Genomic DNA, 12,620 nt, shown 5'->3' with positions numbered 1-12,620 from the left:
TGCAGAATTAGGCCAAAATCCTGCTCTTCTTCATGTCATTGATGTCCGCTTCAGAAAAACCGAGCTCTTGTAAAATCTGTGAAGTATGGTCTCCAGTTTTTCCAGCGGGTTCAGGTGCTTGCGGAACCGTGCGGCTGAAACGTGGAGCTGGTGCTGCCTGTGTGACGCCACCCAGCCGAATGCGGTTGCCGCGTTCGGTGTTGAGTGAGGCTGCGTTTGCTTCCTCAATGGACAGCACCGGAGCGACACAGGCATCGGTGCCGGCAAAGACACCTGTCCAGTGCTCAAGAGATTTTGCCTTTATGGCATTGCCGATCTGCTCTTCGAGCCTCGGCCACTCTTTCATGCTCATCTGGATTTGGGCAAGTTCTGCAGGCAGGTTCAATCCTTTGAGCAGTAGTGCGAAGAACTGGGGTTCCAGCGAGCCTACTGACAGATAACGGCCATCAGAGGTCTCATAGCAGCGGTAAAATGGGGCGCCGCCATCCAGCAGGTTGGCCTGACGTTTGTCCTGCCACAGGCCGCGGCCAAGCAGAGAGTAGATGATCCCGAGCATGGCGGGGACGCCGTCGACCATGGCGGCATCGATCACCTGCCCCTTGCCGCTTTTGGTGCGCTCGAAGAGTGCCGAGAGGACGCCTAGCAGCAGGAACATGGAGCCACCACCATAGTCTGCGGCCATATTGAGCGGTGGGAATGGTGGGCGACCCTCCTCGCCGATAGCGTGAAGCATACCTGTCATGGCAAGGTAGTTGAGGTCGTGACCGGCGGTGTGTGACAGTGGTCCCTCCTGCCCCCATCCGGTCATACGGCCATAGATTAGGCCTGGATTTCTGGCTAGGCATTCATCAGGTCCAAGGCCGAGGCGCTCCATAACGCCGGGGCGGAAGCCTTCGATCAGGATGTCGGCTTTTTCGATCAGGGAGAAGAAGACTTTAAGCGCGCCGTCACTCTTCATGTTTAGTGCAATGGATTGCTTGCCCCTGCGGTTCACATCCTTATCGATACGCTCGCCGGCGCGGCGGTCGACGACGATGACATTGGCTCCCAGATCAGCAAGCAGCTGTCCAGCCATAGGCGCTGGACCGAGGCCCGCCATCTCCACCACCTGAAGTCCAGAAAGTGGTCCTGTTTTTGTTGTTGTCATTGATGCCTCCCCAGTCATGCCAGACGCCAGTATCCCAGACGACGCTCCAGAGTATTGGTCCCACAGACCATCTTACCTGAGTGTAGGACTGCGTGGATAACTACGGATTATGTCGCTCGCGCAAGCTTAGAGTGGCAACTGCCGATTACACAACTCTCTATTTGGTTATTAGCTTATCCATTAGGTTAAGAGAGGTGGTGCAGAACAGGAGGTTTTTTGGGCGGGGTGCTGTGGTGATATTATGATGAAGAGAATTCACGTATGCGGGTACAGCGCAACTTAAAGCAACGCATGAATCACGTGAATCGCTCAAAATTACGCATAGCAACGCAAAATTGAGCGATTCTGGAATATTGTTTGTTTTCAGCGGATTACGCTTATGTATTCAACAGGGTTCTGAGGAGAAGGCTGTCCGCCTGTTCCAGCGCTTCAATCACGGTGAAATGATTCTTCTCCGGAGCCTCATAGGCCGTGACCTGTGTTTCAAAGCCGCCCCATATTGCGCACTGGGCTGCGTTCTGTCGCCGGAACTCTGCCAGCTCCTCAGCGCCGACCCAGCCCGTGAAGCGAAGGTTCTCAAGCGGATCAAGCAGGACCGGACTCTCCGCGCGCGCTTCGTCCTCGTTGACCTGCAAGATGTCGTTCATGGCAGTGTTGCGGATCGGACGAAGGTCGTAGACACCACTAATGCCCATGATGTGCTTGATCCGGCTCTGGATTTCCGTTGGCAAGTTGCGGTCCTTACAGCCCAGACGCGCCACCAGCTGGCCGCCAGCTGAGTGTCCTGCTAGGAAAATCGGGCCATCAACAAGTTTAGATGCAACCTTAAGAGCTTCCTGCATCTGGTTGGCAATATTGGTTATTTTTGTGTCGGGGCAAAGTGTATAGGAGGGTAGAACAACAGCGTATCCCATCTCAACGGCCCCTTTTGCCGCGTGGCTGAAGGCGGACTTATCAAGGGCCTTCCAGTAGCCACCATGGATAAACATCACCAGCCCTTTTGGCTGCGTGCTTTCTGGAAGAAACAGGTCCAGTTTTCCCCGCTCGTCATTGCCATATTGAATGTCGAGCTGACCTTTTGTGGTGTCCCGAAATTCTTTTGCTTTTACAAGACGTTCCTCTGCCAATTCGTCGGCATTTTGCACCACGCCGCCGTTAAAATAGGCCTTGTCCCAATCCCGCATTTTCTTATCCTTTATTTGGCAGCACTGCTGTTGCTTCAATCTCGACCTTGGCCTGATCTTCTACCAAACCGGCCACCTGGATCATAGTCATGGATGGAAAATGGCGGCCAAACACCGAGCGGTAGGCCTCTCCGACTTCTCGCAGGCGGGCGGTGTAGTCCTTTTTGTCAAGCACATACCATGTCAGACGCACCACATGCTCTGGTTTGGCGTTGGCGGTTGCCAGTATTTCTCGTATGTTTTCAAGTGTTTGCTTGATCTGATCGACAAGGTCATCACTCTCGAAGACCTGCTGGCCATTCCAGCCGATTTGTCCTCCCAAAAAGATTGGGGTGCCTTCTGCCATGATGGCATTGGCGTAGCCAGAGGCTGGCTTCCAACCTTCTGGCTGGAGAAACTTGAACAGTGCGTGTTGTGTTGTCATGAAGGTCCCTCTTCCTTCAGGAAAATTTCCATTTGTTTTTTAATGGCTTGCGGCCAGCTGACCGGTTTTTTGGCTTCGCCTTTGACGTAGACAACCACCGAGCGGTTGATGAGCCGAAGCTCTCCCGCGCATGTTGCCCTGTGCTCCAGATGCACGCTTGAGCGTCCGAGCTTTGTGACCTGAAGTGTGAATAAAAGCATGTCGCCCAGTCTGCTGGGCTTTTTGAATTCGGTTTCTATTTTTGCGGTGGGAACTGCATCCCCTTGATCTATATGAATATCCCGGTAGGAGGCACCGAGTGATTGTTCAAACCATTCCTCGGTGACCTGATTGATCATCTCGAAGTAGCGGGGATAGAAGACAATTCCAGCAGGATCGCAGTGCTGGAAGGACACTTTAATGGTGCGTTCAAAGACCAAGATATCTGTCCTTCATTTCCTCGGTGAGCATCTCCGGGCGCCCAGCCCATACAGACGCTCCTTTTTCCAAAATGACGGCCTGATCGGCCAGCGGCAGAAGTTCCTTCAAGGTCTTATCGACGATGAGGATGGACAGTCCTTCCTTCTTGAGTGTAGCGATGGCTTGCCAGATTTCCCCGCGCACAACCGGTGCCAGGCCTTCTGTTGCTTCATCAAGGATCAGCAATTTCGGGTTTGTCATCAAAGCTCTAGAGATAGCGAGCATCTGTTGTTCCCCGCCAGAAAGCGTGTTGGCGCTCTGGTTTTTCCTCTCCTTGAGACGTGGGAACAGGTTGTAGACCCGCTCCAGCGTCCACGGACCTTTGCGGGCCGCGGCGGTAAGGTTTTCCAGCACTGACAAGTTCGGGAAGCAGCGGCGGCCTTCCGGGACCAGACCGAGCCCAAGGCGTGCGGCCTTGTGGCTCGACATGCGGTTCAGTGTTTGGCCTGCGAACCTGATCGTGCCCTTAGTTGGCGTAACCATCTGACAAATAGAGCTGATTGTGGTGGATTTGCCCATACCGTTGCGGCCAAGCATGGCGACCATCTCGCCTTCATTTACAGTCAGATCAACGCCGAACAAAGCTTGCGCTGCGCCGTAATGGGCCACCAAGCCTTTGACTTCTAATAGCATCAGGCTTCCTCCCCGAGATAAGCTTCTCTGACCAGTGCACTGGCGCGGATTGCCTCGACAGAACCGGACAGAATGGCTGCGCCGCCCACCAGAACGGTGATACGATCAGCTAGACGGAAGACGGCATCCATGTCATGCTCAATGAGCAGGATCGGGATTTCTAGCCGGATTTCCTCAAGGAACTCAGTAAGCTGGATCGATCCGGTGGGCCCCAGACCTGCCATTGGCTCGTCCAGCAGCAAAGCTTTGGGCTTGAGTGCGAGCGCACAGGCCACTTCCACCTGACGGCGTTCGCCGTGAGAGAGTTCTGAGACCGCGATATCTTCACGCCCGCCAAGACCGACCTTTTTCAGCCAGTTTCCGGCGGTTTCGCGTAGGTCCTGATCGGACTTGGTTTGCTTCCAGAAGCGGAAGCTGGAGCCCTCGCTGGCTTGAACGGACAGCATCACATTGCGCCGCGCGCTGACTTCCATAGCAAGAGACGAGATCTGAAAGCTGCGTCCCAGACCTTTGCGCGAGCGGCTGGCGACGGTTTCGTTCGTGACCTCTTCGCCGTCCAGATAGACGCTGCCACTGTCTGGTGTAATCCAGCCTGCGATCTGGCCGATGAGCGTTGATTTACCCGCACCGTTTGGTCCGATAAGGGCATGAATCTCATTGGGTTTCAGATCCAGAGAAACATTTTTGGTGGCCTGAAGCGCGCCAAAGGATTTGTGCAGGCCTTTGACTTCGAGAACGGGTTTAGTCATGGCGTGCCCTCCCTGCGATCATACCCATGACGCCACCGCGGGCGAAGAGAACGACACCCAGCAAAGCGAGACCGAGCAGCAGTTGCCAGTGCTGCGTCCACTCGCCGATATAGGTTTCCAGCAGCACAAACAGCGCCGCGCCGATGACAGGGCCATAGAGGCGCCCTACGCCGCCGAGGATGACGAACACCATGATCTCGCCGGAGCGGTGCCAGGAGAGCATTGACGGGCCTACAAAGCCGTTTAACTCGGCAAACAGAGCGCCAGCAAGTCCCGTGATCATCGCAGAGATGACAAAACCCGTGAGTTTTATCGGAAACGGGTCGATGCCGGAGGTTGCCAATCGGGTCTCGTTCATACGCGCCGTGCCCAGAGCTGCGCCGAAACGGGAGCCGGACAGGCGGGCAGAGACAAAGATGGCGCTGAGCAGCAAGATAAAGCAGATGAGGAAGAACGTCAGCGCGTTCTCAGCATCCACCACGGGCAACTCGTTGCGCAGGTAAATCGAGAGCCCGTCTTCGCCGCCGTAGGTGGGCCAGGAAATGGCGAAATAGTAGATCATCTGGGCAAATGCCAGTGTGATCATGATGAAATAGACGCCTTCGGTACGCAGAGAGATAGCGCCGATAGCAAGAGCGGCGATGCCACACAGGACCATGGCCACGATCCAGATAATAAGCATCTGGTTGGTGCCAGAAACGGCAAACGGCATGGCCATGAAGAGAGTTTCTTCAAAGCTGTGAAATGCTGCGATACCAGTGGTGTAGCCGCCAATACCAAAGAAGGCTGCGTGACCGAAGCTGACCATTCCGCCTTGCCCGATAGCGAAGTTGAGACCCACGCCTGCGATTGCGAAGATAGTGATCAGGCTTGCCAGATTGACGTAGTAGTCTTCTCCGATGGAGGAGGCCCACAATGGCAGAGCCAGCAAGATTGCCATGACCGTGAAGTTGACCATGGCTTCGCGGTTTAGCTTTGGCATGGTGACCGGTTTAGGAGCTGTATCAGTTTGCTGCATTGAAGAGCCCCTTTGGTTTTACGGCCAGAATGCCTGCCATCATCAGGTAGATAAGCATGGAAGACAGAGCTGCCCCGATGCTGTTTGCACTGGCGTTTTCCATGAAGACCTTCAGGATAATAGGCAGGAAAATGCGGCCTAGCGTGTCTACCAGCCCGATCAGAATGGAGCCGATCAGGGCGCCTTTGATGGAACCGATACCACCGATGACGATTACGACAAAGGCGAGAATGAGTACGGGCTCGCCCATGCCGACCTGTACGGACCGTAGTGCGCCCACCAGTGTTCCGGAAAGGCCAGCGATGGCGGCGCCCAGAGCAAAAACGATGGTGTAAAGGGTTTTGATATCAACGCCTAAGGCTGCAATCATCTCGCGGTCGCTCTCACCCGCGCGGATGCGCATGCCGAGGCGTGTTTTTGAAATGAGGAGGTAAAGCAGCACTGCAACTGCCAATGCAGCCAGAATGATAAACAGGCGATAGATGGGATAGGCTTCCACACCCGGCAGGGCCACGGTGCCGCTTAACGCCTCAGGAATGTTGAGGTAGAGCGGCATGGAGCCAAACACCATGCGGGTGCCTTCGGAGAAAATGAGAATGAGCGCAAAGGTAGCCAGCACTTGATCCAAGTGATCGCGATCATAAAGCCTGCGGATTACAAGCATTTCGATGAGTGCACCGGCTGCTGCTGCTCCCAGGACGCCTCCGCCCAGACCAAGCCAGAAAGAGCCGGTCTGTTGAGTGATCCAAGCGCAACAAAAGGCACCGACCATATAAAGAGAGCCATGAGCAAGGTTGATCAGGCCCATCACGCCGAACACCAGCGTAAGGCCAGCTGCCATTAGGAACAAAGTGAGACCGAATTGCAGCCCGTTCAATATCTGCTCAAAAATCAAAGCTGCCGTCATTTGTTTTATTCCCGAGGCTTCTTTTTGATTATCAAATCAGTATGAGGGTATCAGCGGGAAAAGATTGGGATCTCCCCGCTGATTAATATTTTCATTTCAATAAGTTGGCTTAGTTCATCCGGCAGTTGGATGCATAAACATCCTGATGGTCTTTAATGGCGACACCAATGATTTTGTTGGTGACCTGACCCTCTTCTTTCACCACCTCACGGACGTATATGTCCTGAATTGGGTGGTTGTTGTTGCCGAACTTGAAATCGCCGCGCACTGAAGCAAAGTCTGCCTTTTTCAGAGCAGCTCGGAAGGCATCCTTGTCGCTGACATCTGCCTTTTTCATGGCGGACAGGATCAGGTTTGCAGCATCATAGCCCTGAGAAGCGTAAAGGGAAGGCAAGCGGCCATAAGCTTCTTTGAAGCCCTCGACGAACCTCGCGTTCACTTCGCTTTCGATGTCTTTGCCCCACTGGGAGGAGTTTGCGACACCAAGTGCTGCTTCCCCGATTGCAGGCAGAATATCTTGCGAGAAGGAGAAGGCAGGGCCCATGACAGGGACCTCAACGCCGGACTGTGCGTACTGCTTCATGAACGAAATGCCCATGCCGCCCGGTAGGAAGAAAAACACGCTATCAGCGCCAGACGCGCGGATTTGTGCGATTTCTGCTGCGTAATCATCCTGACCAAGTTTGGTGAACAGTTCACCTGCCAGCTCGCCCTTGTACATGCGCTTGAAGCCTTTCAAAGCGTCGGTACCGGCTGGGTAGTTTGGTGCCAGAATGAAGGTCTTCTTGTAGCCAGCCTTGGTCGCGTGAGAGCCCATGGCTTCGTGCAGGTTGTCGTTCTGCCATGCTACGTTGAAGTAGTTCTCGTGACAGGCTTTGCCTGCCAGTGCAGATGGGCCTGCGTTGGGGCTGATGTAAAGGGTACCTTTGCGGGTTGCCGCAGGAACCACAGCCATAGCCAGATTGGACCAGATGATACCTGTCAGGATATCAACTTTGTCTTTTTGAATGAACTTGTCTGCCAGTTTCTTGGCAACGTCCGGTTTGCGGGCGTCGTCTTCAACCAGCAATTCCACATCGGAGGCGCCTGCTTGCTTCAAAGCGAGCTCAAAACCATCCCGAACGTCAATACCGAGCGTGGAACCGCCCCCTGACAGGGTGGTGATCATGCCAATTTTTACGCCTGCCTGTGCCACTCCGGCGGTGCAACACAAGAGGGCAGCTACTCCGGCTGAAACGAATTTCTTCATATTAGTTCCCCTGATTTATCCTCGACCGACAGTTCCTTCAGGCGGAATCTTTGAATTTTGCCAGTCGCGGTTTTTGGTAGCGAATCTACCAGTTTAAGTGAACGAGGGTACTTATAAGGCGCTATAGCGGATTTTACATAGTCCTGAAGACGTTTGATCACATCTGCGTCCTGTGGGTGGTCCTCCACCAGCACCACATGCGCTTCAACAACCTGTCCCCTGTCCTCATCAGGCACACCTATTACGGCACACTCGGCCACCTCCGGACTGCTTAGAAGGGCAGCCTCGACTTCCGGCCCGGCCACATTGTAGCCGGACGTGACAATCATATCGTCTGCGCGGGCTGCGAAGTGGAAATAGCCATTCTCATCTTCAGAGAAGGCATCTCCTGTCAAATTCCAGCCGTCCCGCACATATTTCTGCTGCCGGTCATCTTGCATGTACCGGCACCCGGTTGGTCCTCGCACGGCAAGTTTGCCAATGGTGCCGCTAGGGACCTCATTCATGTCCTCATCAACCACCTTTGCCGAATAGCCTTTGATCACGCGGCCAGTTGTGGCTGGCATGGCATCTTCCAGATGGTTGGAAATAAAGATGTGCAACATCTCCGTTGCGCCAATGCCGTCCAGCATGGGAATGCCAGTTTTTGATTGCCATTGCTCGAAGACGGGGGCAGGCAGTGTTTCGCCAGCTGATACCGCGATGCGAAGTGAGGACAGGTCTGCGCCCTCATCTATTGCGGCCATCATCGCGCGGTAGGCTGTGGGTGCGGTGAATGAGATCGTTGCCTTGTAGGTCTCAATGATCTCAATGAGTTGCTGTGGGCCGGCTGTCTCCAACAGGGTCGCAGTGGCACCAAAACGCAGCGGGAAAATTGCCAGACCACCAAGGCCGAATGTGAAGGCCAGTGGAGGGCTGCCGACGAAGACATCTGATGGTGTAACGTTCAGCACCTCTTTTGCGTAGGCATCTGCGATGATAAGCAGATCACGGTGGTAGTGCATGGTTGCCTTGGGCTTGCCGGTGGTGCCGGATGTAAAGCCCAGCAGGCAGACATCGTCCCTGCCCGTTTTAACCGCCTCAAACTGCACTGGCTTTGACAGCGCAATCTGATCGAGCTCTCCTGCAAAGTTGGCAGTACCATCAAAGCTGATGATCTTGCTCAGATGATCATTCTGCTCAAGGCAGAGTTCGAGCTCCTCCATGAGCCGGAGATCACACAGGGCCAGCTTGATCTGGGCCTTGTCGATGATCTGGCCCAGCTCGCCTGCACGCAGCATGGGCATGGTGTTGACCACCACGGCACCAGCTTTGGTGGCTGCCAGCCAGCATGCGACCATAGCCGGATTGTTGGAAGAACGGATGAGAACGCGGTTGCCCGGCTCCAGTCCATAATCTTGCTGCAGGGTCAGAGCGATGCGGTTCGTCCAGTCCGCAAGCTCTTTGTAGGTGCGTTTTCTGCCATTGCCGATGAGAGCAATGTTGTCACCAAAGCCACGCTCGACCATCTTGTCGGTGAGCTCTACAGCGGCGTTGATGTAGTCTGGGTACTCAAACCCCTCCAGTTGGAAAACTGGCTGCTGTTCAACCGGTGGCAGCCTGTCCCTTGTGAAGGTGTCCGTGTGCGCGCTTGGTCCCAGCATTTCTCCCCTCCTGAGAAAGCAATTGCCTTGCTACTATGATTTTCTGAACATCAGATGCGCCTTCATAGATGCGAAGGGCTCTGATTTCGCGATAAAGTTTTTCGACAGTGTTACCCGAACGGACGCCCTCGCCTCCGTGAATTTGTACCGCCTTATCAATTATTTGCTGAGCCTGATCGGTTGCGAACTGCTTTGCCATGGCGGCCTCGCGGGAAACCCGTGGTGCTCCCATGTCTTTCGTCCACGCAGCGCGGTAGATCAGGAGTGCAGAGGCATCAATATCGATGGCCATTTCTGCCAGATGGCCTTGCACCATCTGCATGTCTGCCAGCACACCGTCCCCCAGTTTACGGGTGGTTGCGCGGGCAAGGGCTTCTTCCAGTGCGCGGCGGGCAAAGCCAAGTGCGGCAGCGCCCACAGTGCAGCGAAAGACGTCCAGAACCGACATTGAGATCTTGAAGCCCTCTCCAGCTCCCCCAATGCGGTTTGCAGCAGGAATATGCAGCTGCCTGAAGCCCAACCGCGCAAGCGGATGGGGTGCCATCACATCCAACCGCTCTTCAACGGTTAACCCCGGCGTGTCTGCCGGCACAATGAAGGCACTAATTCCTTTGGCGCCCGGTGCTTCGCCCGTCCTTGCGAAGACCACATAAAGACCAGCAATTCCGCCGTTGGAAATCCAGGTCTTTTCGCCATTGAGGACATATTCATCGCCATTGCGGATGGCTGAGAGTTCAATGTTTGCCACATCAGAGCCGGAGTCCGGCTCGGTCAGAGCAAATGCAGAGAGGGTTTGGCCTGCTCTGGTTTTGTGGAGCCACTGTTGTTGTTCCGGCGTCCCAAACAAACTAATGGCACCTGTACCAAGGCCTTGCATGGCGAAGGAGAAATCAGCCAGGCCGTCGTGGCGGGCCAGCGTTTCGCGCATGATGCAAAGGCTGCGTACGTCCAGCGGTTTGGGATCGGTTGGATCAACTGCAGTGAGTTTCAGGAAACCGGCAGCGCCAAGGTCGTTGACGAGCTTGATGCAGGCGGCATCTATGTCCGAGTGGTCTGCGGGAAGGTTTGTGCAGCACCATTCTTCAATAGCTTCGGCCAGTTCTCGGTGTTTTTCTTCAAAAAACGGCCATGTGAGGAAGGTGGTGTCTGCCATTTATGCCCCCTCGAAGACCGGTTTTTCTTTTGCGATGAATGCCTTATAGGCGGTTTCGAAGTCCTTGGTTTGCATGCAGATGGCTTGCGCTTGCGCTTCGGCTTCGATTGCCTGTTCCAGACCCATGTTCCATTCCTGATTGAGCTGGGTCTTGGTGATGCCATGGGCGAAGTTTGGCCCTGCGGTGATGCGCTGTGCCATACGGATTGCATCTGCCTCCAGCGCCTCAGAGGTGGACATGGAGTTGAAGTAACCCCAGAGGTAGCCCTCTTCTGCATTCATGGAGCGGCCTGTATAGAGCAACTCGGCAGCCCGACCCTGCCCGATAATGCGTGGGAGGATCGCGCAGGCTCCCATGTCGCAGCCTGCGAGACCTACACGGGTGAAGAGGAACGCGGTTTTGGTTTCCGGTGTGCCGATGCGAAGGTCCGAGGCCATGGCCATGATTGCGCCTGCCCCTACACTGATGCCGTCCACTGCGGAGATAATTGGTTTGGAGCAATTGATCATCGCTTTGACCAGATCGCCGGTCATGCGGGTGAACTTCAGCAGGTCCTTCATATCCATGGAAACAAGCGGGCCGATGATATCGTGCACGTCGCCTCCGGAGCAGTAGTTGCCTTCGTTGGATGCGATCACCACTGCGTTGACGTCATCGGCATAGGCCAGATTGCGGAACGTATCCCGCAGCTCCGCGTAGCTTTCAAAAGTTAGCGGGTTTTTGCGGTCTGGCCGGTTGAGCTGAATGACAGCGACATCGCCTTCCATCCGCCAAAGGAAATGCTTCGGCTGCAAATCCGCCATTTTGTAAACTGTTAGCATTATCGGGCCTCCCCCTCCCAATCGCTGGCAAATACCTTCAGGGTTTCGGCAAGTGTCTCGGCCTCATCTGGTGAAAAGTGAGAGAGCAACTCGTTGACCCATTCGCGATGGCTGTCTGCCATCTGCTCGAAATTCTCGCGTCCTGCTTTGGTGAGCAGAACCACTGAGGTTCTCCGGTCTCCATCTCTTAAAGTGCGTTGAACCAATCCGTCCGAAGTCAGGCGATCAATAAGGCCTGTGACATTGCCGTTGGATACCATCAGGTATTTTGAGAGCTGGGACATGAGCATACCCTCCGGCTCCCGGTAAAGTGCTGCCATCACGTCAAAGCGCGGCAGAGTTACGTTGTAGGTGGTGCGCAGCCGCTCGCGCAGTTCGCCTTCTATGGCACGAGTGGCGCGGAGCAATCTCAGCCAGAGGCGGACGCGGGATTTATCAGCGGATGAGTTGTGCGGTTTGAGCATGTCGTGTGAGGCTGTCATTGGGTTTCGCCTCCAGAGATTGAAATGGCCTGCCCTGTCACCGATCGGGCACCATCGCTAATCAGCCACGCTACGGTTGTGGCAATTTCGTCCGGCTGGATGAAACGTTGCTGTGGATTGGTGCTGTAGAGTGCGGCGCGTGCCTTTTCCTCGTCCATTCCGGTTTTTTTCATGATGTTGTCGATGGAACGTTGCAGCATTGGGGTTTGTGTGTATCCCGGACACACTGCATTGACCGTAAACGGTTTACTGGCAAGCTCAAGTGCGAGTGATCTGACGAGACCAATTATGCCGTGCTTGGCGGCGCAATAGTGAGCTACATAAGGATAACCGCGCAAACCTGCGATAGATGCAATTGCAATCAAACGCCCGTATTCCTGCCCTTTCAAGTTCTGCAATCCCTTTTGGAATGTCAGAAATGTTCCAGTTAGATTGACATCCAGCATGCGTTGGAAGCTATCCAGCTCCATCTTTGCAAACGGCGCAGAATCTGCTGCTCCTGCATTGGCAACTACAATATTGACCGGCCCATTTGCTTGCGTTGCCTTTTCAAACATCTGCGCCACAGAGTTTTCATCGGTTACGTCTGCTGTGATTGCATGAATGCGGCTGTTTGCCTTTGCAATAAGATCAAGCGGTTCTGGCCTGCGTCCAGCGATTGTGACCTTTACGCCAGTCTGCGCCAGATGGCGGGCAATTTCAGCGCCGACGCCGGTTCCGCCACCTGTTATGAGTGCATGCTTTTCCAAA

The 12,620-nt window shown here is 54.6% G+C and carries 14 protein-coding genes; all 14 read right to left on the bottom strand.

Annotation, left to right across the window (positions count from 1 at the left end):
* Positions 1 to 7: 7 nt before the first annotated feature.
* Positions 8 to 1,147 carry a CaiB/BaiF CoA transferase family protein gene (locus tag IE076_RS12145; RefSeq protein ID WP_189437072.1) on the bottom strand — a complete coding sequence of 380 codons (1,140 nt, stop codon included), beginning with the start codon at positions 1,145 to 1,147 and terminating at the stop codon, positions 8 to 10.
* Positions 1,148 to 1,524: 377 nt separating this feature from the next.
* Complete coding sequence (locus IE076_RS12140) at positions 1,525 to 2,331, bottom strand: alpha/beta hydrolase (protein WP_189437071.1); 807 nt, start codon at positions 2,329 to 2,331, stop codon at positions 1,525 to 1,527.
* A gap of 4 nt (positions 2,332 to 2,335) precedes the next feature.
* Positions 2,336 to 2,755: a RidA family protein gene (locus IE076_RS12135; protein WP_189437070.1), complete on the bottom strand. Its 420-nt coding sequence runs from the start codon at positions 2,753 to 2,755 to the stop codon at positions 2,336 to 2,338.
* Positions 2,752 to 3,174 carry an acyl-CoA thioesterase gene (locus tag IE076_RS12130; protein ID WP_189437069.1) on the bottom strand — a complete coding sequence of 141 codons (423 nt, stop codon included), beginning with the start codon at positions 3,172 to 3,174 and terminating at the stop codon, positions 2,752 to 2,754. The genes IE076_RS12135 and IE076_RS12130 overlap by 4 nt, the downstream gene beginning before the upstream one ends.
* Positions 3,164 to 3,847: an ABC transporter ATP-binding protein gene (locus IE076_RS12125; RefSeq protein ID WP_189437068.1), complete on the bottom strand. Its 684-nt coding sequence runs from the start codon at positions 3,845 to 3,847 to the stop codon at positions 3,164 to 3,166. The genes IE076_RS12130 and IE076_RS12125 overlap by 11 nt, the downstream gene beginning before the upstream one ends.
* Entirely contained in the window at positions 3,847 to 4,596 is a 750-nt protein-coding gene (locus tag IE076_RS12120) for an ABC transporter ATP-binding protein (RefSeq protein ID WP_189437067.1), read from the bottom strand. The genes IE076_RS12125 and IE076_RS12120 overlap by 1 nt, the downstream gene beginning before the upstream one ends.
* Entirely contained in the window at positions 4,589 to 5,614 is a 1,026-nt protein-coding gene (locus tag IE076_RS12115; RefSeq protein ID WP_189437066.1) for a branched-chain amino acid ABC transporter permease, read from the bottom strand. Before IE076_RS12115 ends, IE076_RS12120 begins: the two co-directional genes overlap by 8 nt.
* On the bottom strand, positions 5,601 to 6,521 hold the full coding sequence (locus IE076_RS12110; RefSeq protein WP_189437065.1) for a branched-chain amino acid ABC transporter permease: 921 nt from the start codon (positions 6,519 to 6,521) through the stop codon (positions 5,601 to 5,603). Before IE076_RS12110 ends, IE076_RS12115 begins: the two co-directional genes overlap by 14 nt.
* A gap of 109 nt (positions 6,522 to 6,630) precedes the next feature.
* Positions 6,631 to 7,770, bottom strand: coding sequence for an ABC transporter substrate-binding protein (locus IE076_RS12105; protein WP_189437064.1), 1,140 nt, complete (start codon positions 7,768 to 7,770; stop codon positions 6,631 to 6,633).
* Positions 7,767 to 9,413 carry an AMP-binding protein gene (locus IE076_RS12100; protein WP_189437063.1) on the bottom strand — a complete coding sequence of 549 codons (1,647 nt, stop codon included), beginning with the start codon at positions 9,411 to 9,413 and terminating at the stop codon, positions 7,767 to 7,769. Before IE076_RS12100 ends, IE076_RS12105 begins: the two co-directional genes overlap by 4 nt.
* Entirely contained in the window at positions 9,355 to 10,566 is a 1,212-nt protein-coding gene (locus IE076_RS12095; RefSeq protein WP_189437062.1) for an acyl-CoA dehydrogenase family protein, read from the bottom strand. The genes IE076_RS12100 and IE076_RS12095 overlap by 59 nt, the downstream gene beginning before the upstream one ends.
* Complete coding sequence (locus tag IE076_RS12090) at positions 10,567 to 11,388, bottom strand: enoyl-CoA hydratase family protein (protein ID WP_189437061.1); 822 nt, start codon at positions 11,386 to 11,388, stop codon at positions 10,567 to 10,569.
* Positions 11,388 to 11,870, bottom strand: a complete 483-nt coding sequence (locus tag IE076_RS12085; RefSeq protein WP_189437060.1) for a MarR family winged helix-turn-helix transcriptional regulator — start codon at positions 11,868 to 11,870, stop codon at positions 11,388 to 11,390. Before IE076_RS12085 ends, IE076_RS12090 begins: the two co-directional genes overlap by 1 nt.
* On the bottom strand, positions 11,867 to 12,619 hold the full coding sequence (locus IE076_RS12080) for an SDR family NAD(P)-dependent oxidoreductase (RefSeq protein WP_189437059.1): 753 nt from the start codon (positions 12,617 to 12,619) through the stop codon (positions 11,867 to 11,869). The genes IE076_RS12085 and IE076_RS12080 overlap by 4 nt, the downstream gene beginning before the upstream one ends.
* Between the last annotated feature and the right edge of the window lies 1 nt (position 12,620).

Source organism: Pseudovibrio japonicus (assembly GCF_014651595.1).
In the GTDB taxonomy this organism is placed as follows: Bacteria; Pseudomonadota; Alphaproteobacteria; order Rhizobiales; family Stappiaceae; genus Pseudovibrio; species Pseudovibrio japonicus.
Note: the sequence above shows the minus strand (reverse complement) of the source record. Positions and strands in the feature narration are given on the sequence as shown.

What these genes read in the sequence shown, in the direction of transcription:
- IE076_RS12145 (WP_189437072.1), bottom strand. Translation starts at nt 1,147, where the DNA reads ATGACAACAACAAAAACAGGACCACTTTCTGGACTTCAGGTGGTGGAG.
- IE076_RS12140 (WP_189437071.1), bottom strand. Translation starts at nt 2,331, where the DNA reads ATGCGGGATTGGGACAAGGCCTATTTTAACGGCGGCGTGGTGCAAAAT.
- IE076_RS12135 (WP_189437070.1), bottom strand. Translation starts at nt 2,755, where the DNA reads ATGACAACACAACACGCACTGTTCAAGTTTCTCCAGCCAGAAGGTTGG.
- IE076_RS12125 (WP_189437068.1), bottom strand. Translation starts at nt 3,847, where the DNA reads ATGCTATTAGAAGTCAAAGGCTTGGTGGCCCATTACGGCGCAGCGCAA.
- IE076_RS12120 (WP_189437067.1), bottom strand. Translation starts at nt 4,596, where the DNA reads ATGACTAAACCCGTTCTCGAAGTCAAAGGCCTGCACAAATCCTTTGGC.
- IE076_RS12115 (WP_189437066.1), bottom strand. Translation starts at nt 5,614, where the DNA reads ATGCAGCAAACTGATACAGCTCCTAAACCGGTCACCATGCCAAAGCTA.
- IE076_RS12110 (WP_189437065.1), bottom strand. Translation starts at nt 6,521, where the DNA reads ATGACGGCAGCTTTGATTTTTGAGCAGATATTGAACGGGCTGCAATTC.
- IE076_RS12105 (WP_189437064.1), bottom strand. Translation starts at nt 7,770, where the DNA reads ATGAAGAAATTCGTTTCAGCCGGAGTAGCTGCCCTCTTGTGTTGCACC.
- IE076_RS12100 (WP_189437063.1), bottom strand. Translation starts at nt 9,413, where the DNA reads ATGCTGGGACCAAGCGCGCACACGGACACCTTCACAAGGGACAGGCTG.
- IE076_RS12095 (WP_189437062.1), bottom strand. Translation starts at nt 10,566, where the DNA reads ATGGCAGACACCACCTTCCTCACATGGCCGTTTTTTGAAGAAAAACAC.
- IE076_RS12090 (WP_189437061.1), bottom strand. Translation starts at nt 11,388, where the DNA reads ATGCTAACAGTTTACAAAATGGCGGATTTGCAGCCGAAGCATTTCCTT.
- IE076_RS12085 (WP_189437060.1), bottom strand. Translation starts at nt 11,870, where the DNA reads ATGACAGCCTCACACGACATGCTCAAACCGCACAACTCATCCGCTGAT.